17 protein-coding genes are annotated in these 18,589 nt (G+C 64.1%); 9 read left to right on the top strand and 8 right to left on the bottom strand.

Going from position 1 to position 18,589, the window contains the following annotated elements:
* Positions 1-33 precede the first annotated feature (33 nt).
* The 5 genes from AC628_RS11900 (at position 34) to AC628_RS11880 (ending at position 4,767) form a co-directional block, all read left to right on the top strand.
* The gene (locus AC628_RS11900; RefSeq protein WP_074127001.1) at positions 34-1,392 is read left to right on the top strand and encodes a formimidoylglutamate deiminase; all 1,359 of its coding nucleotides are present in this window, start codon (positions 34-36) and stop codon (positions 1,390-1,392) included.
* On the top strand, positions 1,389-2,132 hold the full coding sequence (hutC, locus tag AC628_RS11895; protein WP_074127000.1) for a histidine utilization transcriptional repressor HutC: 744 nt from the start codon (positions 1,389-1,391) through the stop codon (positions 2,130-2,132). The genes AC628_RS11900 and hutC overlap by 4 nt, the downstream gene beginning before the upstream one ends.
* Positions 2,133-2,267: 135 nt before the next feature.
* The gene (locus tag AC628_RS11890; RefSeq protein ID WP_074126999.1) at positions 2,268-3,212 is read left to right on the top strand and encodes an ABC transporter substrate-binding protein; all 945 of its coding nucleotides are present in this window, start codon (positions 2,268-2,270) and stop codon (positions 3,210-3,212) included.
* The gene (locus AC628_RS11885) at positions 3,212-3,985 is read left to right on the top strand and encodes an ABC transporter permease (protein WP_074126998.1); all 774 of its coding nucleotides are present in this window, start codon (positions 3,212-3,214) and stop codon (positions 3,983-3,985) included. Before AC628_RS11890 ends, AC628_RS11885 begins: the two co-directional genes overlap by 1 nt.
* Positions 3,982-4,767 carry an ABC transporter ATP-binding protein gene (locus AC628_RS11880; RefSeq protein ID WP_074126997.1) on the top strand — a complete coding sequence of 262 codons (786 nt, stop codon included), beginning with the start codon at positions 3,982-3,984 and terminating at the stop codon, positions 4,765-4,767. Before AC628_RS11885 ends, AC628_RS11880 begins: the two co-directional genes overlap by 4 nt.
* Before the next feature lie 116 nt (positions 4,768-4,883).
* On the opposite strand, the gene AC628_RS11875 is transcribed toward AC628_RS11880, so the two are convergent.
* From AC628_RS11875 to urtA, 7 genes are all read right to left on the bottom strand, one after another.
* Entirely contained in the window at positions 4,884-5,234 is a 351-nt protein-coding gene (locus AC628_RS11875) for an FmdB family zinc ribbon protein (RefSeq protein WP_050421886.1), read from the bottom strand.
* A gap of 99 nt (positions 5,235-5,333) precedes the next feature.
* The gene (fmdA, locus tag AC628_RS11870; RefSeq protein ID WP_050400074.1) at positions 5,334-6,563 is read right to left on the bottom strand and encodes a formamidase; all 1,230 of its coding nucleotides are present in this window, start codon (positions 6,561-6,563) and stop codon (positions 5,334-5,336) included.
* 89 nt (positions 6,564-6,652) lie between these two features.
* Positions 6,653-7,342 carry an urea ABC transporter ATP-binding subunit UrtE gene (gene urtE / locus AC628_RS11865; RefSeq protein ID WP_074126996.1) on the bottom strand — a complete coding sequence of 230 codons (690 nt, stop codon included), beginning with the start codon at positions 7,340-7,342 and terminating at the stop codon, positions 6,653-6,655.
* A gap of 189 nt (positions 7,343-7,531) precedes the next feature.
* A complete protein-coding gene (gene urtD, locus AC628_RS11860; protein WP_074126995.1) occupies positions 7,532-8,287 on the bottom strand; it encodes an urea ABC transporter ATP-binding protein UrtD in 756 nt (251 codons plus the stop codon).
* A gap of 12 nt (positions 8,288-8,299) precedes the next feature.
* Positions 8,300-9,433 carry an urea ABC transporter permease subunit UrtC gene (gene urtC, locus AC628_RS11855; RefSeq protein ID WP_074126994.1) on the bottom strand — a complete coding sequence of 378 codons (1,134 nt, stop codon included), beginning with the start codon at positions 9,431-9,433 and terminating at the stop codon, positions 8,300-8,302.
* A gap of 17 nt (positions 9,434-9,450) precedes the next feature.
* The gene (gene urtB, locus AC628_RS11850; protein ID WP_074126993.1) at positions 9,451-10,377 is read right to left on the bottom strand and encodes an urea ABC transporter permease subunit UrtB; all 927 of its coding nucleotides are present in this window, start codon (positions 10,375-10,377) and stop codon (positions 9,451-9,453) included.
* Positions 10,378-10,499: 122 nt separating this feature from the next.
* Entirely contained in the window at positions 10,500-11,762 is a 1,263-nt protein-coding gene (gene urtA, locus AC628_RS11845; RefSeq protein WP_074126992.1) for an urea ABC transporter substrate-binding protein, read from the bottom strand.
* Between the two features lie 169 nt (positions 11,763-11,931).
* Here urtA and AC628_RS11840 point away from each other — a divergent pair, with 169 nt between their 5' ends.
* Both AC628_RS11840 and AC628_RS11835 read left to right on the top strand, forming a co-directional pair.
* A complete protein-coding gene (locus AC628_RS11840) occupies positions 11,932-15,300 on the top strand; it encodes a hybrid sensor histidine kinase/response regulator (RefSeq protein ID WP_074126991.1) in 3,369 nt (1,122 codons plus the stop codon).
* Entirely contained in the window at positions 15,290-16,216 is a 927-nt protein-coding gene (locus AC628_RS11835) for a response regulator transcription factor (protein WP_074126990.1), read from the top strand. Before AC628_RS11840 ends, AC628_RS11835 begins: the two co-directional genes overlap by 11 nt.
* Before the next feature lie 8 nt (positions 16,217-16,224).
* On the opposite strand, the gene AC628_RS11830 is transcribed toward AC628_RS11835, so the two are convergent.
* Entirely contained in the window at positions 16,225-17,187 is a 963-nt protein-coding gene (locus tag AC628_RS11830; RefSeq protein ID WP_074127058.1) for an AraC family transcriptional regulator, read from the bottom strand.
* 134 nt (positions 17,188-17,321) lie between these two features.
* On the opposite strand from AC628_RS11830, the gene AC628_RS11825 reads away from it, so the two are divergent.
* Positions 17,322-17,858, top strand: coding sequence for a carboxymuconolactone decarboxylase family protein (locus AC628_RS11825; protein ID WP_074126989.1), 537 nt, complete (start codon positions 17,322-17,324; stop codon positions 17,856-17,858).
* A 35-nt stretch (positions 17,859-17,893) separates the two neighbouring features.
* Positions 17,894-18,400 carry a YkgB family protein gene (locus AC628_RS11820; RefSeq protein WP_074127057.1) on the top strand — a complete coding sequence of 169 codons (507 nt, stop codon included), beginning with the start codon at positions 17,894-17,896 and terminating at the stop codon, positions 18,398-18,400.
* Positions 18,401-18,589 lie beyond the last annotated feature (189 nt).

Below are 18,589 nucleotides of genomic sequence, written 5' to 3'. Positions count from 1 at the left end.
CGTGTCACGGTTCTGTCCAGCCGGCATGGAAAAATGACCCGACTGCATTTCGCATTCGCGCTGCTGCCCTCGGGCTGGGCCAATGACGTGCGGGTCGAGCTCACCGGCGGCGCGATCGCCTCGGTGACGGCAGGCGTTGCGCCAGCCGCCGGCGATGAACGTCACCAATTGGCGGTTCCAGGACTGGCGAGCCTGCACAGCCACGCGTTCCAGCGCGGCATGGCGGGCCTGGCCGAACAGCGCGGCGATACGACGGACACGTTCTGGACCTGGCGCGAGACGATGTATCGCTTCGCGCTCACAATGACGCCGGACGACGTCGCCGCGGTTGCGACCCTGCTCTATGTCGAGATGCTCGAGCGCGGCTTCACCCGCGTCGGCGAGTTCCACTATCTGCACCATGATCGCGACGGCTCGCCTTACGCCAATCCGGCCGAGATGGCGGTGCGCATCGCGGAGGCGTCCGACGCCTCCGGCATCGGGCTCACGCTGCTGCCGAGCTTTTATGCGCACAGCACGTTCGGTGGCGCGGCACCGCATGCCGGACAGCGTCGCTTCATCTGCTCGGTCGATCAATTCGCCGCGCTGATGGCGGCCTCTCGCGAGGCGATCCGAACACTCCCCGGCGCCAACATCGGCATCGCCCCGCACAGCCTGCGCGCCGTGGCGCCCGATGAGCTCACGGCGATCATCCCGCTTGCCGGGGCGGATCCAATCCACATCCACGCCGCCGAGCAGGTGCGCGAGGTCGAGGATTGCATGGCCTGGTCGGGGCAGCGGCCGGTGCAATGGCTGCTCGACAACGCCGCGGTCGACCAGCGCTGGTGCCTCATTCACGCGACTCACACGACGGAACAGGAAGTCACGGCGCTCGCCGGTAGCGGCGCAGTTGCCGGCCTCTGCCCCATCACCGAAGCAAGCCTCGGCGACGGCATCTTTTCCGCGCGCGAATTCCTGGCAGCAGGCGGCCGCTTCGGCATCGGGACCGATTCCAATGTGCTGGTCGGGGTCGCTGAAGAACTCCGTCAACTCGAATACGGCCAGCGGCTCAAGCACCGCGAGCGCAACGTGCTCTCGGGGCGTCCCGGCGCATCCACCGGCCGCGCTTTGTTCGATCATGCGTTGGCCGGCGGCGCGCAAGCTCTGGCACAAACCAAGGTTGGGCTGATGCCTGGCGCACGGGCCGACATCGTCACGCTCGACACCGCGCATCCATCCCTGGCGGGGCGATCGGGCGATGCGGTTCTCGACGGCTGGCTGTTTGCTACCGGCAGCGACGCGATCGATTGCGTGTGGGCCGGCGGCGACAAACTGGTCGCGGGCGGACGGCACCGGCTGCGCGACAAGGCGCGCGAGCGATTCAATGCCAGCGTCCGGAGGCTCGTCGCATGAGCCTCGCTTCCGATCGCGCCAAGCCGCGCGCAGCCGAAAAGCCGACGCTCTACAAGCGCATCCGGCTCGATATCGAGACACGGATACTGACCGGCGAATGGCCACCGGGCCACCGCATCCCGTTCGAGCACCAGCTGATGGCACGCTATCGCTGCTCGCGCATGACCGTGAACAAGGCGCTGTCGGAACTGGCGCAGGCCGACCTGATCGAGCGGCGACGGCGTGCCGGCTCATTCGTGCGCCGTCCGCAGCATATGTCCGCGGTGCTCAAGATCGCCGACATCAGGGCCGAGATCACCGCGCTCGGCCGCAGCTATGGCTATCAGCTGATCGATTGTCGGCGGCGCACCGCGACATCGGCCGATCGCGCCCGGCTCGGCGTGAGCACGGCCGGCAAGGTGATCGCGATCGCCTGCCGCCACAGCGCTGACGATGTGCCGTTCGCCGTCGAGGACAGGCTGATCGATCTCTCCACCGTTCCGGAGGCCGCAACCGCGGATTTTTCGCGCGAACCGCCGGGATCATGGCTGTTGCATCACGTGCCGTGGACCGAGGCTGAACATACGATCAGCGCCGTTGTCGCCGACGATCGCACGGCGAAGGCGCTCGACATCGCAATCGGCGCGCCCTGCCTCGTGATCGACCGCTACACCTGGCGCAGCGCGCGCACGGTGACCGCGGTGCGGCTGCACTATCCGGGCGAGACGCACCGCCTGGTGGCTCGCTTCAAGGGAGGTTGAGGACGTCTTGCGCGGCATAATTCATGCAATGCATCATAGGCCACCATCCACCAACGTTCTTGATGCGGCAATCCGCCGCGACTGACGTGAAAGCAATCAACAGGGTTCAATCCATCGTTCAAGGGGTCAACTATCATGCGTTCCTTCAAGCTATTGCCCGCAATGGTCGCGTTGCTCGCGTCCACCGCTGCGTTCGCGGATGACGTCAAGGTCGGCGTCGGTATCTCCGGATGGACCGGGTTCGCGCCGCTGACGCTCGCCAAGGAGGCTGGCATCTTCAAGAAGAATGGCCTCGACGTGACCTTGAAGAAGATCCCGCAGAAGGACCGCCACCTCGCGATCGCCTCGGGCGATATTCAATGCGCGGCGACCACGGTCGAGACCTGGATCTCCTGGAACGCCAACGGCGTCGCGACCAAGCAGATCTTCCAGCTCGACAAAAGCTATGGCGCCGACGGCATGGCCGTGCGCAACGACGTCGCCGCGATCAAGGACCTCAAGGGCAAGACGGTCGCGGCATCGGCGCCGGGCACTTCGCCCTATTTCGCGCTGGCCTGGATGCTGAAGAAGAACGGCCTCTCGGTGAAGGACGTCACCGTGGTCAATCTGGAGCCCGCCGCCGCCGCGCAGGCTTTCGTCTCCGGCCAGAACGATGCCGCGATGACCTACGAGCCCTATCTGTCGACGGTGCGCGCCGCGCCCGACAAGGGCAAGATCATCGCCACCACGCTCGACTATCCGATCGTGATGGACACCTTCGGCTGCACGCCCAAATTCCTCACCGACAATCCGAAGGCGGCGCAGGCGCTGGCCAACGGCTATTTCGAGGCGCTCGACATGATCGCCAAGGACCAAGCCAAGGCCTACGAGATCATGGGCGCTGACGTGAAGCAGTCCGGCGAGCAGTTCGGCAATTCGGCCAAGTACCTGCGCTGGCAGGACAAGGCCGCCAACCAGAAATTCTTCGCCGGTGATTTCCTCTCCTTCAACAAGGATGCTGCGGAGCTGCTGCTGGAGGTCGGCATCATCAAGGCCGCGCCGAAGGTCGAGGACATCTACGACGCAAGCTTCATCAAGTAATGCGTCCTCTCGAGCCCACCACGTCGAAGCAGCGCGTGGCCTATGGCCTCGCGTTCTTCGTGCTGTTCGTCGCGCTCTGGTCCTGGGCGACGTTCGGCGGCCATGTGTCGAAGACCTTCCTCGCCAACCCGCTGACCATGGTGCAGGAAGGCTATGAGCTGCTCGCCAAGCAAGGCTTCCTGTTCGACATCGGAATGACGATCTGGCGCGTGATCGGCGGGTTTGTACTTGCCGCCGTGATCGCGGTGCCGCTCGGCGTGCTGATGGGTGCGTACAAGCCGGTCGAGGCCTTCCTCGAACCGTTCGTGTCCTTTGCCCGCTATCTGCCGGCTTCCGCCTTCATTCCGCTGCTGATCCTGTGGGCCGGCATCGGCGAACTGCAAAAGCTGCTGGTGATCTTCATCGGCGCGGTGTTCCAGATCATCCTCATGATCGCCGTCACCGTCGGCGCCACGCGGCGCGATCTGGTCGAGGCCGCCTACACGCTCGGCGCGCGCGACAGCGGCATCATCCGCCGCGTGCTGCTGCCCTCCGCCGCGCCCGAGATCGCAGAGATCCTTCGCCTGGTGCTCGGCTGGGCCTGGACCTACGTCATCGTCGCCGAGCTGATCGGCTCGTCGTCCGGCATCGGACACATGATCACCGACAGCCAGGCGCTGCTCAACACCGGCCAGATCATCTTCGGCATCATCGTCATCGGGCTGATCGGCCTGATCTCCGATTTCCTGTTCAAGGCGTTCAACGCCTGCATATTCCCTTGGAAGCTCGCATGACGCTGCTTCGGATCGATCGGGTCTCGCGAACCTTCCCCGCCCGCGCGGGCAACGCGCCGACCCGGGCGCTGGAGCCGACCACGCTCGATGTCGGCGACAACGACTTCGTCACCATCCTCGGCCCGTCCGGCTGCGGCAAGTCCACTTTGCTCCGGATCATCGCAGGGCTCGACCGGCCGACCAGCGGCCGCGTCACGCTCGACGGGCGCGAGGTCACCGGCCCCGGCGCCGACCGCGGCATGGTGTTTCAGTCCTACACCCTGTTTCCCTGGCTGACTGTGCGCGAGAACATCGCCTTCGGCCTGCGCGAGCGCAGCGTACCGGAGAAGAAACGCCACGAGATCGCCGATGCCTTCATCCGCCGGGTCGGGCTATCGGGGTTCGAAAATCACTGGCCCAAGCAGCTGTCGGGCGGCATGCAGCAACGCACGGCGATCGCCCGGGCGCTGGCCAATGATCCAAAGATCCTGCTGCTCGACGAGCCGTTCGGCGCGCTCGACAACCAGACGCGGGCCTTGATGCAGGAGATGCTGCTTGGGATCTGGGAGCGCGACCAGAAGACGGTGCTGTTCGTCACCCACGACATCGAGGAAGCGATCTTCCTCGGCAGCCGCGTCATCGTCATGAGCGCCCGTCCCGGGCGTATCAAGGCGGAGATCGCGGTCGACCTGCCGCATCCCCGCTCCTACAAGATCAAGACCACGCCCGAATTCGTCGCCCTGAAGGAGCGGCTGGTCGAGGAGATCCGCACCGAGGCGCTGAAGGTCGCCGAGCAGGCGTGACGAGCAGCCCCGCCTCTAGAGCCCCGTTCCGATCAGATCGGAACAGGGCTCTAGACTTTTGTTTTGACGCGTTTTCTTAACGCGAACCGGCATCCACTTCGCTCGAAAACGCTCTTCTAGTGGCTGATCATCCAGGGGCGCGCCGTCGGAAAGCCCTTGGCGCCGCTCCTGGTCTTGGTCATCAGCCGCGCCGGCTTCTTCTTTCCCGAGGAAGAGCAACAGCCGCAGCCCGGGCCGTGCGCGGCCTTGTATTGATCGAGCGTCTTCGGCGCGTGCCGGCTCTGCTCGTTGGTGGCGTGCGCCTTGCGCTTGTCCGATGGCATGCAGAAGAATGCCGGCGCGGTGAGGATCACGCGCGGCGACGTCGTCTCGCATTGCGGGCAATCCTGCGGTAGATCGCATTCCGCCATCGGGCGCATGTCGGTGAACGGGCCGCAGTCGTTGCAGAGATATTCGTAGATCGGCATTTTCTCAATCCTTGCGCAGTCGTGTGACATCCGGCGATGGATGCGGGGCGGCCAATACGCAGCCGTCCCGCACCCTTCGCGCAGGGATCACTCAAAGCATCACTTGTCGGGCGAGATCGGCATCTGCACGTCACCCTTGATGTGCTTGATCGGCCCCGCCGACGACGGCATGACGTCGAAGTCAAAGATCTCCGTCGGCAGCCATAGCGTGGCGCAGGCGTTGGGCACGTCGACCACACCGGAGATATGGCCCTGGCACGGCGCGGTGCCGAGGATCGAATAGGCCTGGGCGCCGGAGTAGCCGAACTTCTTCAGATATTCGATCGCGTTCAGGCAGGCCTGGCGATAAGCGATGTGGACGTCGAGATAGTGCTGCTTGCCGGCCTCGTCGACCGAGATACCCTCGAAGATCAGATAATCCTTGTAGTTCGGCGTGATCGGCGACGGCTTGAACACGGGGTTCTTGATGCCGTATTTCGAGACGCCGTCCTTGATGACGTCGACCTTGATGTGCAGCCAGCCGGCCATTTCGATGGCGCCGCAGAAGGTGATCTCGCCGTCGCCCTGGCTGAAGTGCAAATCGCCCATCGAGAGCCCGCCGCCCGGCACATAGACCGGGAAATAGATCTTCGAGCCGCGCGACAGATCCTTGATGTCGCAATTGCCGCCATGCTCGCGCGGCGGCACGGTGCGGGCGCCCTCAAGACCGATCTTGGCCTTGACGTCACCCTTGGCCTGGCCGGCATGCGCGGTCGGCGCGAACGGCGGGTTGGCGAGACCCGGCACGCGGGTCGGGTTGGTCGCGATCAGCTCGGCCTCGCGCGCATTCCAGGCCGCCAGCATCTTGGCGTCGGGCAGACAGCCGATCAGGCCGGGATGGATCAGGCCGGCGAAGTTCACGCCAGGCACATGCCGCGACGAGGTGTAGAGGCCCTTGATGTCCCAGATCGACTTCTGCGCCAACGGGAAATGGTCGGTGAGGAAGCCGCCGCCATTCTGCTTGGAGAAGAAGCCGTTGAAGCCCCACAGGCTCTCCTTCAACGGACCGACGTCGAGCAGGTCGACGACGAGGAGATCGCCGGGCTCGGCGCCCTTGACGCCGATCGGGCCGGACAGGAAGTGCACGATCGAGAGATCGATGTCGCGCACGTCATCGGCGGAATCGTTGTTCTTGATGAAGCCGCCGGTCCAGTCGACCGTCTCGATGATGAAGTCGTCGCCGGGGCTGACCCACTCGACGATCGGAACCTCGGGATGCCAGCGGTTGTGGATCTTGTCGTTTTCATAGGCCGACTTGCTGAGATCGACCTTGATCAGTGTATCTGGCATCGCATTGCTCCCCTTCGTTTACTAGGTTGAAAGTTGAGCGTGATCTTGTCGGAAAACCGCTTCACGCTTTTCCGGATCACGCTCTGTAGTTACACAGACAGATATTTCGAGATCTGCGCGGCATCGACGCTGTCGCGCGGATCGTCGCGGACGATCTCGCCGTTCTCGATGACCAGCACGCGGTCGGCGATGTCGAGCGCGAAGCTCAAGACCTGCTCGGAGACGACGATCGACAGCCCCCGCTCGTCGCGGATGCGTTTCAGGGTGCGCGCCATGTCCTTGATGATCGACGGCTGGATGCCCTCGGTCGGCTCGTCGAGCAGCAGCACCTTGGGCCTGGTCGCAAGCGCACGGGCGATCGCGAGCTGCTGCTGTTGCCCGCCCGAGAGATTGCCGCCGCGGCGACCCTTCATCTCGAGCAGCACCGGGAACAATTCGTAGATATCGCCTGGCACCTCGGAGCCGCCGGACACCACGAGCCCGGTCTCGATGTTCTCCTTCACCGTCATGGTGGAGAAGATCATCCGGCCCTGTGGCACGTAAGCGAGCCCCTTCGCCACCCGCTCGTAGCTCTTCATCGCGCCGAGCTCGGTGCCGTCCATGGTCACCTTGCCGCTCTTGGCCGGCAGGATGCCCATCAGGGACTTCATCAGCGTGGTCTTGCCCATGCCGTTGCGACCCATGATCGCGACGATCTCGTTGGCCGCAACGGATACATTCAGGCCGTGCAGCACCTCGCTCTGGCCATAGGCGACATGAAGATCATTGATTGCCAGCATCGGTCGCTCCTAAACGTACGTGCTTGTCTTCACCTCTCCCCCTCGGGGAGAGGTCGGCGCGCAGCGCCGGGTGAGGGCCTTCAGGTCCCACGAGAGAGCGAAACCCCTCACCCGAATTGCTTCGCAATTCGACCTCTCCCTCTGGGAGAGGTGGATCGAGTTCGTGGCTCGATGTCGCGCGATCATCGATCAATGTCCCAGATAAACTTCGATCACCTTGGGATCGTTCTTGACGTGCTCCATCGTCCCCTCGGACAGGATCTGTCCCTGGTGCAGCACGGTGACCTTGTGCGCGATGTCCTCGACGAACTTCATGTCGTGCTCGATCACCAGCACCGAGCGGTCCTTGATGATGCGGTTGAGCAACTCGGCGGTCTTGGCGCGCTCGGAGACGCTCATGCCGGCGACCGGTTCATCGAGCATCAAGAGGTCCGGGTCCTGGATCAACAGCATGCCGATCTCGAGCCACTGCTTCTGGCCGTGGCTGAGCTGGTCGGCATAGGTGTTGAGCCGGTCTTTCAGGAAGATCATCTCGGCGACCTCCTCGACCCGCCGCTTGACCGTGTCGTCGCGCTGGAAGGTCAGCGAGCCGAACACGGTGCGGCCGCGCGGGAAGGAGATCTCGAGGTTCTCGAACACGGTGAGGTCCTCGAACACCGACGGCGTCTGGAACTTGCGGCCGACGCCGGCCTGCACGATCTCGTTCTCGCGCAGCCGAGTCAGCTCCTGGCCGCGGAACTGGATCGAGCCTGACGTTGCGCGCGTCTTGCCGCAGATCAGGTCGAGCACCGTGGTCTTGCCGGCGCCGTTCGGGCCGATGATGACGCGGATCTCGTTCTCCTCGACATAGAAGGAGAGATCGTTCACGGCCTTGAAGCCGTCAAAGGACACGGTGAGGCCGGAGACCGCGAGCAGGAAGTCTTTTGGTTGATGACCGACGAGCATGATGGTCCCTCCTCACTCTGCCGGTGCGCCGTCGGCGATCATGCCGGCCGCCGATTTCGATTTGCGTGATGCCAACAGGCGGTCGATGCGGGGCTGGACGTGGTCCGCCCAGATGCCGGACAGCCCGTTCGGGAAGGCGAGCACCACCGCGATGAACAGCGCACCCAGGCCGAACAGCCAGAGCTGCGGGAAGGATTCCGAGAGGCTGGTCTTGGCGAAGTTGACCAGCAGCGCGCCCCAGACTGCGCCGAAGATCGACATCCGGCCGCCGACCGCGGTGTAGATCACCATCTCGATCGACGGCACGATGCCGACAAAGGACGGCGACATGAAGCCGACCTCGAGCGTGAACATCGCACCGCCGATCGCAGCGAACACCGCCGCGGCACAGAACGCGAAGATCTTGAAATTGGCGACGCTGTAACCGGAGAAGCGCACACGATCCTCCTGCTCCCGCATCGCCACCAGGATGCGCCCGAGTTTTGTCAGCCGGATGAATTGCGCGGCGACGATGCATCCGAACAGCAGCACAACCTCGACGAAATACAGAATGAACTTGGCGTGATCGGTGCGGATGTCCCAGCCGTGCAGCGTGCGCAGGTCGGTAATGCCGTTGATGCCGCCGGTGTAGCCCTGCTGGCCCACGATCAGGATGGTGAGGATCGCAGCGATCGCTTGCGTGATGATCGCAAAGTACACGCCGCCGACCCGGCGCTTGAACATCGCGGCACCGATGATCAGCGCGAAGAACGCGGGAACCAGCAAGATCGCCAGCAGTGTGATCGGGAAGCTGTGGAACGGCTTCCAGAAGAACGGCAGCGAGGTAAGCTGGTTCCAGTCCATGAAGTCCGGGATGCCCGGCGTCGACTGGATCTTGGTGTTCGCGACCGAGGACGCCTCGAGCTTGAGGTACATCGCCATGCAGTAGCCGCCGAGGCCGAAGAACACGCCCTGCCCCAGGCTCAGGATGCCGCCATAGCCCCAGCACAGCACGAGGCCGATGCCGACGAAGGCGTAGGTCAGATATTTGGCGACCAGGTTGAGGCGGAAAATATCCAGCGATAGCGGCAGGATCAGAAACAGCAGCACCCCGAGCGCCAGGAAGCCGAGCAGTTCGGAGCGATTGAAAAAGCGCGAGTTGATCATGACCAGCCTGCTTGTTCTTATTTGCGGACCTTGAGCGCGAAGAGCCCCTGCGGACGCACCATCAGGATCGCGACGATCGTGAGCAGCGTGATCACCTTGGCCATCGATCCCGACAGGAAGAATTCCAGCGTCGACTGGGTCTGCGAGATCGAGAAGGCGGAGGCAATGGTGCCGAACAGCGAGGCGGCGCCGCCGAACACGACGACCAGGAAGGTGTCGACAATGTAGAGCTGGCCCGCGGTCGGCCCGGTCGAGCCGATCATGGTGAAGGCCGATCCCGCGATGCCGGCGATGCCGCAGCCGAGGCCGAAGGTGTAGCGGTCGACCTTCTCGGTGTTGATGCCGACGGCGCCCGCCATCACGCGGTTCTGCACCACGGCCCGCACCTGCTTGCCCCAGCTCGACCAGAACAGGATGTAGAAGACGACGATCGTGATCAGGATCGTCAGCGCCATCACGAACATGCCGTTGATCGGGATCTGGATCGAGTCGGTCGCCTGCCAGGAGCCCATCATCCATTCCGGCAGTTCGACGCCGACCTCGCGCGCGCCGAAGACCGAGCGATAGGCCTGCTGCAGGATCAGGCTGAGGCCCCAGGTCGCGAGCAGCGTATCGAGCGGCCGCTTGTAGAGATGGCGTATCAGCGCCCACTCAACCAGCATGCCGAGCGCGCCGGAGGCGATGAACGCCAGGATCATTGCAATGAAGAAGTAACCGGGGAACAGCCATGGCGCTGTGTGCTGCACGGCGTTCGACGTCATCCAGGTGACGTAGGCGCCCAAGATCATGAACTCGCCATGGGCCATGTTGATGACGCCCATCTGGCCGAAGATGATGGCAAGCCCCAACGCCATCAGCACGTAGACGGAGAACAGGATGAGCCCGGCAAATCCCTGCATCGCAAGGATGGCGCCGAGATCGCTGATCGAATAGTCGCCGAACATCTATCGTCCTCCAGTCCAAGGGCATACGCCGCAGCGGCGCCGCGACGGCGGATCGTGGGCGTGGACCGCTGCGTCCACGCCGCGATGCGTTTGAAGTGAGGCTGCGCTTTACGCGAAGGAACTCACTGGTAGCCCTTGGGGAACGGATCCGGCTCGACGAGATCGGCGGTCTCGTAGATCAGCTCATACTGGCCGTCGGCCTTGGCGCGACCGACGCGGGTCTTCGACCAGAGGTGATGGTTCTCGTGGATCCGGACGTAGCCTTCCGGCGCGCCCTTGAACTCGACGCCGGGCGATGCCGCCGCGATCTTGTCGATGTCGAAGCTCTGCGCCTTCTCCACCGTCAATTTCCACAGCCACGGGCCGAGATAGGCGGCCTGCGTCACGTCTCCGATCACGGTCTTCTCGCCCCACATCTTCTTGAATGCGGGCACGAACGCCTTGTTGTTCGCATTGTCGAGCGACTGGAAGTACTTCATGCAGGCATAGGCGCCGGCGATGTTCTCGCCGCCGATGCCGTCGATCTCGTCCTCGGTCACCGAGATCGTCAGCAGCGTCTGCTTGGACAGGTCGATGCCGGCCGCCTTGAGCTGCTTGTAGAACGCGACGTTCGAGCCGCCGACGATGATCGCGTAGATCACGTCGGGCTTGGTCAGCTTGATCTTGTTGATGACAGAGTTGAACTGGGTCGAGCCGAGCGGGAAGTATTCCTCGCCGACCACCTTGCAGCCCTGCAGATGGTTCTCGATGTGCTTGCGCGCGATCTTGTTCGAGGTGCGCGGCCAGATGTAGTCCGAGCCGAGCAGATAGAAGCTCTTGGCGCCTTTGGTCTTGTTGACCCAGTCGAGGCCGGCAATGATCTGCTGCGTCGCCTCCTGGCCGGTGTAGATCACGTTCTTCGACTGCTCGAGGCCTTCATAGAAGGTCGGGTAATACAGCATGCCGTTGTACTGCTCGAACACCGGCAGCACCGCCTTGCGCGAGGCCGAGGTCCAGCAGCCCATCACGGCCGCGCATTTGTCGTTGACCAGGAGTTTCTTCGCCTTTTCTGCGAAGGTCGGCCAGTCGCTCGCTCCGTCCTCCTGGATGAACTTGATCTTGCGGCCGAGCACGCCGCCGGCAGCGTTGATCTGCTCGATCGCGAGCTTCTCGGCCTCGACCGAGCCGGTCTCGGAGATCGCCATGGTGCCGGTGACGGAATGCAGGATGCCGACCGTGACTTCGCTATCGGTGACTGCAAGACCCGTGGTGTTGACCGCGGAGGTTGCGGGAACGTCGGCAAATGCCGGACGGCCCAGCATCGAGACGGCCGGCAATGCCGCCATTCCCATCAAGAGCTTGCGCCGGAGCGGAGACTTCAGGCCTGGTTTGGTTTCGTCTGACATGAGCACCCCATCTGGTTCGAGAACGCTTATTGATGAGGCGAGGATTGCTTACTTTTGTGCAGCGCACTGATACGTGAGATCGCGTATACTGCACCGCAAAATAGCGACGTAGGTTTTTGGTACGGGATTTGCCCGCGATCAGCGCATCGTGGACCAGGAGTAAGAACGAGTGGCAGGGCGGCAGCGGATAGACCGCGTCAGGCGCCAATACAATCAATGGGTCGCCAACCAGACGCTGGAAGACTACGCGCTGCGCTTCACCGCCAAGAGCGCGCGGCGCTGGTCCGCCGCCCGCGTCGCCAACACCGCGCTCGGCGCGATCTCCTTCCTCGCGCTGGAGGCGATTGGCGGCACCATCACGCTGAACTATGGCGCGATCAACGCCTCCGCGGCGATCCTGGTCGTCAGCGTCATCATCTTCCTGTGCGGGCTGCCGATCGCCTACCATGCCGCGAAAAGCGGCATCGACATCGACCTGCTGACTCGCGGCGCCGGCTTCGGCTATATCGGCTCGACCATCACCTCGCTGATCTACGCCTCCTTCACCTTCATCTTCTTCGCGATCGAGGCGGTGATCCTGGCCAGCGCGCTCGACATGTGCTTCGGCATTCCGCGGCCGATCGGCTATCTGATCAGCGCGGTCGTGATCATCCCGCTGGTGATCTACGGCATCACGCTGATCAGCCGCTTCCAGCTCTGGACCCAGCCGCTGTGGATCATCCTCCACATCATGCCGTTCGCGGCGATCGCCTGGGCCAATCCGCATTCGTTCACCGAGTGGCGCAAATTCGCCGGCGATCACGGCGATCCCGCAGGGAATCTCGATCTGCTGCTGTTCGGCACCGCGGCCTCGGTGGTGTTCGCGCTGGTGGCGCAGATCGGCGAGCAGGTCGACTTCCTGCGCTTCCTGCCGCGTGACCGCCGCACTTCGCGCAAGGCCTGGTGGATCGCGCTGCTCTCCGCAGGTCCCGGCTGGATCGTGCTCGGCGCGCTCAAGCTGCTGGCCGGCTCGTTCCTGGCCTTCTTCGCGCTCAGCCACGGCGTCTCTGCCGAGCACGCGGCCGAGCCTGCGAACATGTATCTCGAAGCCTTCCGTTATGTACTGTCGCAGCCGGATCTCGCGATGGCGCTGACCGGGACGTTCGTGATCCTGTCGCAGGTCAAGATCAACGTCACCAACGCCTATGCCGGCTCGATCGCCTGGTCGAACTTCTTCTCCCGCCTCACCCACTCGCATCCTGGCCGCGTGGTGTGGCTGGTGTTCAACGTCGTGGTCGCGCTGCTGTTGATGGAGATCGGCGTCTACAAGGCGCTCGAGCAGACGCTCGCGCTCTACTCCAACGTCGCGATCGCCTGGGTCGGCGCGCTGGTGGCCGACCTCGTCATCAACAAGCCGCTCGGCCTGCGCCCGCAGCACATCGAGTTCAAGCGCGCCCATCTCTGCGACATCAATCCGGTCGGCGTCGGCGCCATGACGATTGCGACCGTGGTCTCGATCAGCGCGTTCTACGGCCTGTTCGGCCCGACCGCGAAGGCGCTGTCCGCCTTCGTCGCGCTCGCGGTTGCGTTCATCGCGGCTCCCCTGATTGCATGGGCGACCGACGGCAAGTACTACATCGCCCGCAAGCCGAAACGGAGCTGGCAGAACATTGAATCGATCCAGTGCTGTATCTGCGAGCATGCATTCGAGCCCGAGGACATGGCCGCCTGCCCGGCCTATGCCGGCCCGATCTGCTCACTGTGCTGCTCGCTCGACGCACGCTGCCACGACCTCTGCAAGCCGCACGGGCGGATCGGCGCGCAGGTCTCGGACGCGCTGGGCAAGGTGATGCCGCAGCCGATCTACGCCCGCATCAATTCGCAGCTTGGCCATTACCTCGGCGTATTCGTGGTCTCGGCCGGCCTCGTGGCGCTGGTGCTCGGCCTGATCTATCTGCAAACCACAGCGGCTGTGCATGCCAACGAATTGTTGGCCGACGTGCTGTGGAAGGTGTTCTTTGCGCTGACCCTGATCATCGGCGTCGTCGCCTGGCTGTTCGTTCTGGCGCAGCAGAGCCGGCGCGCCGCCGAAGCCGAAACCCGCCGGCAGACCACGCTGCTGATCCAGGAGATCGACGCCCACAAGCGCACCGATGCCGAACTGCAGCGCGCCAAGGAAGTCGCGGAGTCGGCCAATCTTGCGAAGAGCAGATATGTCGTCGGCCTCAGCCACGAGCTCCGCTCGCCGCTCAATGCGATCTCCGGCTATGCGCAGCTGCTGGAGCAGGACGACAGTCTGCAGGTGCGGCCGCGCGAGCAGGTGCGCGTGGTCCGCCGCAGCGCCGACCATCTGTCGGGCCTGATCGACGGCATCCTCGATATCTCCAAGATCGAGGCCGGCCGCCTCTATCTGTCGCGCGACGAGGTGCGGCTGAACGATTTCCTCGAGCAACTGGTCGGCATGTTCCGACTGCAGGCGGCAGCAAAAGGCATCGACTTCGTGTTCAAACGGCCGGCCGTGTTGCCAATCGTGGTCTATGCCGATGAGAAACGGCTGCGGCAGATCCTGATCAACCTGCTCTCGAATGCGATCAAGTTCACCCAATCCGGCCAGGTGCAGTTCGTGGTGCACTACCGCAGCCCGGTCGCCGAGTTCGAGGTGATCGATACCGGGCCCGGCATCCAGCCCGACGACCTCGAGCGGATCTTCGCCCCATTCGAGCGCGGCGCGCTCGGCGTCACCCAGCCGCAGACCGGCACCGGGCTTGGCCTCACCATCAGCCGCCTGCTTGCGGGCGTGATGGGCGGCGACATCAAGGTCTTGAGCACGGTCGGCACCGGCAGTACATTCCGCGTCAAGCTGCTGCTGTCCGAAGTCACCAATCCGCGCCGCGATGCGCCGGTCGACGCTCCCGTGTACGGCTATCACGGCCCGCGCAAGACGATCTTGATCACCGACGACGACCCGACCCACCGCGACCTCTTGCGCGAAATCCTGGCGCCGCTCGGCTTCATCCTGCTCAGCGCGCCGGACGGACCGGGCTGCCTTGCGCTGGCGCAGCATTGCCGTCCCGACATGTTCCTGCTCGACATCTCGATGGCGGGCATGGACGGCTGGACCGTCGCCGAAACCCTGCGCTCCGAAGGCCATCACCAGGCGCGAATCCTGATGATCTCGGCAAGCGCGCTGGAGGCCCACGGCGCGCCGCTGGCGCAACCGTTCCACGACGGCTATTTGATGAAGCCGATCGACATCCCGCGGCTGCTCGAGACCATCCGCCAATTGCTCAAGATCGAGTGGCAATATGAGGCCGAGCCGGCGCCGCCTCCGCAGTGGAGGCCTGACAGCGGCTCGCGACCGCCGGTGAAACATGTCGAAGAGCTGATCAGCCTCGGCCAGCTCGGCTATATCAGGGCGATCCAGCTCAAGCTCGACGAGATCGGCAACGAACATCCCGAACATGCCGATTTCGTCGGCCAGATGCGCACGCTGATCGACCGGTTCGATCTCGATCAATATATGGCGACGTTGAAGATATTGCACAGCTATGACCATTGAACAGAGAAAGCGCGACGTCGCGCTCGTCGTCGACGACTCGCCCGAGACGTTGCGCCTGCTGACCGACGCGCTCGACGGCGCCGGTATGACCGTGATGGTCGCGCTCGACGGTGCCTCAGCAATGCGCATCGTCGACCAGATCACGCCTGATATCGTGCTGCTCGACGCCGTGATGCCGGGCATGGACGGCTTCGAGACCTGCCGGCGGCTGAAGCGCGATGCCGGGCTCGACGGCGTCCCGATCATCTTCATGACGGGCCTCGCTGAGACCGAGCACATCGTGCGCGGGCTGGAGGCCGGCGGCGTCGACTACGTCACCAAGCCGATCGTGGTCGAGGAGATGCTGGCGCGCATCCGCGTCCACCTCGCCAATGCGCGGATGACGCAAAGCGCCCGCGCCGCGCTCGACGTCTCCGGCCGCTATCTGCTCGCGGTCAACAGCGCCGGCGCCCTGCTGTGGGCGACGCCGCAGGCGCAGCGCCTGCTCTCGGATACCCTCGCCGATGCCGCTGACAACTTCGTGCTCCCGGAGCCGATGCCGCAATGGCTCGAGCAGGCGCACAAAGGTGGGGCGGGAAAGAAGACCGCGACCGTCGCGTCATTCCCCGGCAATGAGCAGCTTCGGCTGCAATATATGGGCAAGCTCGGCCCCAACGAATTCCTGCTGCGGCTGGCCAAGGACACCAGCGGCGACATGCCGGCCGAGTTCTCCAACGAGCTCGGCCTGACCACCCGCGAGGGCGAGGTGCTGTCCTGGCTCTCCAAGGGCAAGACCAACCGCGACATCGCGCAGATCCTCGGACTCAGTCCGCGCACGGTCGATAAGCATCTTGAGCAGATCTACGCCAAGCTCGGCGTCGAGAACCGCACCGCCGCCGCCGCGATCGCGGTCAACGCCAAGCATCGCAAGTCGTAGCGTCCGGATCAACTGGCGCGGGCAGGCTCCAACGACACGTCCTGCTCCGGCGGCTGCGCTTTTCGCCACTGCGCCGGGGTTACGCCCATGTGGCTCTTGAACGCCCGCTGAAAGGCGGCCTCGGACTGGTAGCCGACGGTCTCGGCAACGGCGCCGGTCGAAAGCGATGAACTCCGCAACTCGTTCGCCGCAAGCGTCATCCTGATATCGGTGAGCAGATCGCTGGCCGATCGCCCGAGCTTGTCCTGGAACTGCCGGGCCAGCGTCGCGCGCGACATGTTGCACAGACGCGCGAGCTCCGGCAGCGACCATGCGCGTGCGGGCTCGTTGAACATGGCGGCCACCGCCGGCGCAAGGCGAGGATCACCGGCCAGCGCAAGCAGGCCGCGTGACGTAGCGTCGCTCTCGCTCGCGAGCCGCAGTACCAGCGCAAACATCGCCGTGGACAGCGCGTTGAGCATGGCGCGCCCGCCGAGATGATCGTCCGCGGTTTCGCCGCGCATTAGCGACACAAGTCCGGCGAGCTGTGCGGCCGTCCCCTTTCCGATCCGCGGACCGGCATGCACGACAAGACGCGGCGGAAGGTAGCTGCTCAACAGACGGTCGTGCGGAGGTGCAATCGCGAAGTGTCCGCACAGCAGGTCGAGCCGTTCGTCCGAACCCAGGTTTTCGCTGATCGTGAAATTCTGCGCCGCCCGGTTGCGCGGCGACAGCGGTGCCGCTCCGCTGCCGTCATGCATCACGTGTCGCGGGTTGCCCGGCAGCAGAAGAATGTCGCCGGTCTTCAGCAGCAGCGGCCGACCATCCGCGGGATCGTCCAGGATCGCCGAGCCGGCCAGCACCGCATGATAGGGGATCTCGTTGGTCGCGCCCGGACCCTGCTCGATACGCCAGGGGACGCTGTAACTGCAGCGAATATCGAGCCGCCCGCGCACCGGCATCATCTCGAACAGCCGGCTGAGCCAATCCATGGCCGATCCTCCCTTCAGAGGCTTCATGAGACGATCGAGCATATAATCGAGATATATGAACATTCAATGTCTCAGACCCCGCTCCTATTGTCCACTCCGCAATCGTCCCACCAACCCCAACAAGGAGTGCCACCATGTCCCGTCTCTCAGTCCCCAATCTCGAAACCGACACCGGCCCGTCGGGCCAGATCTACGCCCAGATCAAGAAGGCGGTCGGCAGCGTCCCGAATGCCTATGCAGCCATCGCCGCCCACGGCCCGGCCGCGCTCAAGGCGATGGTCGCCGCCGATGCGGTGCTCGCCGGCGGCAGCCTGTCCAAGCGCGATCGGGAGATCATCAAGATCGTGGTCAGCGCCGCCGGCGGCTGCGATTACTGTGTTGCCGCGCATTCGCACCTCGCCAAGCTCGTCGGCGTGAAGGCCGACGTGCTCAAGCAGATCCGCGACGGCGAGCCGACCGGTGATGCCAAGTACGATGTGCTGATCGATTTCGTTCGCAAGCTCGCCCAGTCGAGCGGCACCGTCAGCGACGAGGATTTCGCCGCGATCAAGGCTGCCGGCTACAGCGATGCGCAGCTGGTCGACATCAGCCTGGCGTTTGCGACCATCGTCTTCACCAACGTCTTCAACCGCATCAACGACACCGACATCGACTTTGCCGCCGTCGCATGACGCGGCCGGGTCAGTCGAATGGAAGGATCGCGACCATGACCACGCTTTCCAGCACCCAGCAAAGTCCACTTGTCCGCGCGCTCTACCGATCCGGCCTGCTCGCGGAGGATCTCGACTACCACGTCGTCCGGGCCGCGATGGTCACCATGTTCCTGTTCTTCGGCTACCAGAAATGGTTTCCGTACGAATTCGAACGCCTGGTCCCGTTCATCAGCAACGGGCCGCTGATCTGGTGGCTGTATCCCGTGTTCGGCCACGCCGGGGCCAGCTACTTCCTCGGCGCCTCGGAATGGACGTTCGGCTCGCTGCTGCTCGCAGGCTTCTGGAACAGGCGGCTCGGCGTTCTCGGCGCGCTCGGTTCGACCGGTACGTTCATCGCGACGGTCACCATCATCCCGTTCATGCCCGATGGCTGGGACGTTGCCGCGGGAGGCTTCCCCGCGATGACCGGCAACGTGCCCTTCCTGATGAAGGACGTCGTTCTGCTCGCGGTCTCGCTCTATTTGCTGAGGCAGGACGTGGTTCGCCTGACGCGGCCATAGGTGGCATCCGCCGATGGCGATGGATCGCCGGCGAACCCTGCGCTCGCCGGCGATTACGCGTTCCCGAGCAATTGAGCAGACGCAACATCTGTCTCGAGCGCCGCAACATGGTAGCCATTATCGCCGCGCAAATCCGATCGCCTAACTCCCTTTAAGGCCACGCCGTAACCCATTGCCGAATTTGCGGAA

It is taken from the genome of Bradyrhizobium sp. NAS96.2, assembly GCF_001908235.1.
Classification (GTDB): domain Bacteria; phylum Pseudomonadota; class Alphaproteobacteria; order Rhizobiales; family Xanthobacteraceae; genus Bradyrhizobium.
Note: the sequence above shows the minus strand (reverse complement) of the source record. Positions and strands in the feature narration are given on the sequence as shown.

Coding starts and splice junctions, on each gene's coding strand:
- hutC (WP_074127000.1), top strand. CDS start 1,389: ATGAGCCTCGCTTCCGATCGCGCCAAGCCGCGCGCAGCCGAAAAGCCG.
- fmdA (WP_050400074.1), bottom strand. CDS start 6,563: ATGCCAGATACACTGATCAAGGTCGATCTCAGCAAGTCGGCCTATGAA.
- urtA (WP_074126992.1), bottom strand. CDS start 11,762: ATGTCAGACGAAACCAAACCAGGCCTGAAGTCTCCGCTCCGGCGCAAG.
- urtD (WP_074126995.1), bottom strand. CDS start 8,287: ATGCTCGTCGGTCATCAACCAAAAGACTTCCTGCTCGCGGTCTCCGGC.
- AC628_RS11820 (WP_074127057.1), top strand. CDS start 17,894: ATGACCACGCTTTCCAGCACCCAGCAAAGTCCACTTGTCCGCGCGCTC.
- AC628_RS11900 (WP_074127001.1), top strand. CDS start 34: ATGACCCGACTGCATTTCGCATTCGCGCTGCTGCCCTCGGGCTGGGCC.
- urtC (WP_074126994.1), bottom strand. CDS start 9,433: ATGATCAACTCGCGCTTTTTCAATCGCTCCGAACTGCTCGGCTTCCTG.
- AC628_RS11830 (WP_074127058.1), bottom strand. CDS start 17,187: ATGGATTGGCTCAGCCGGCTGTTCGAGATGATGCCGGTGCGCGGGCGG.
- AC628_RS11885 (WP_074126998.1), top strand. CDS start 3,212: ATGCGTCCTCTCGAGCCCACCACGTCGAAGCAGCGCGTGGCCTATGGC.
- AC628_RS11825 (WP_074126989.1), top strand. CDS start 17,322: ATGTCCCGTCTCTCAGTCCCCAATCTCGAAACCGACACCGGCCCGTCG.
- urtB (WP_074126993.1), bottom strand. CDS start 10,377: ATGTTCGGCGACTATTCGATCAGCGATCTCGGCGCCATCCTTGCGATG.
- AC628_RS11890 (WP_074126999.1), top strand. CDS start 2,268: ATGCGTTCCTTCAAGCTATTGCCCGCAATGGTCGCGTTGCTCGCGTCC.
- AC628_RS11835 (WP_074126990.1), top strand. CDS start 15,290: ATGACCATTGAACAGAGAAAGCGCGACGTCGCGCTCGTCGTCGACGAC.
- urtE (WP_074126996.1), bottom strand. CDS start 7,342: ATGCTGGCAATCAATGATCTTCATGTCGCCTATGGCCAGAGCGAGGTG.
- AC628_RS11880 (WP_074126997.1), top strand. CDS start 3,982: ATGACGCTGCTTCGGATCGATCGGGTCTCGCGAACCTTCCCCGCCCGC.
- AC628_RS11875 (WP_050421886.1), bottom strand. CDS start 5,234: ATGCCGATCTACGAATATCTCTGCAACGACTGCGGCCCGTTCACCGAC.